A 435-nucleotide genomic window follows, 5' to 3' on the forward strand; every position below is an offset into this window, starting at 1 on the left:
TCATGAATGTCAACTTCCCCAATTGCCAACCGTCGGACGTTCAGGGTATTGCCGTCACCGCCCAGGGCAAGCTCGATTTCGGCATGAATGTCGAAAAGCGCAGCGACGGCCGAGGCCTGCCATATTACTGGCTGAAATTCGACAGCCGAAAGGGCGATTTCCGCGAGGGCACAGACATCTTCGCGCTCAAGGAAGGCAAAATCTCGGTAACGCCGCTCAAGCTCGACCTTACAGACTATAGCCTGCTTGACCGTATCCAGCAGGCCGTGACGAAAGGGCCGGCATGAACCAGGGGCGCGGCGGCAGGGAAGGTTTTGTGGCGCTCTGCCTCCGGCTGCGTGCCCGAGGCGTTGTCAATGCCGACCTGCTCAACGCTATCGAGCAGACGCCACGGCACTTTTTCGTACCAGCCGAATTCCTCGACCAGGCCTGGAC

The 435-nt window shown here is 59.3% G+C and carries 1 pseudogene; it reads left to right on the forward strand.

Features of this window, described 5'->3' with window-relative positions:
• Positions 1–287 (forward strand): annotated as a pseudogene (locus tag AC1D0P_RS30000) (5'/3'-nucleotidase SurE); the annotation flags it as partial.
• Positions 288–435 lie beyond the last annotated feature (148 nt).

This window comes from Polaromonas sp. P1_G2, from assembly GCF_056405515.1.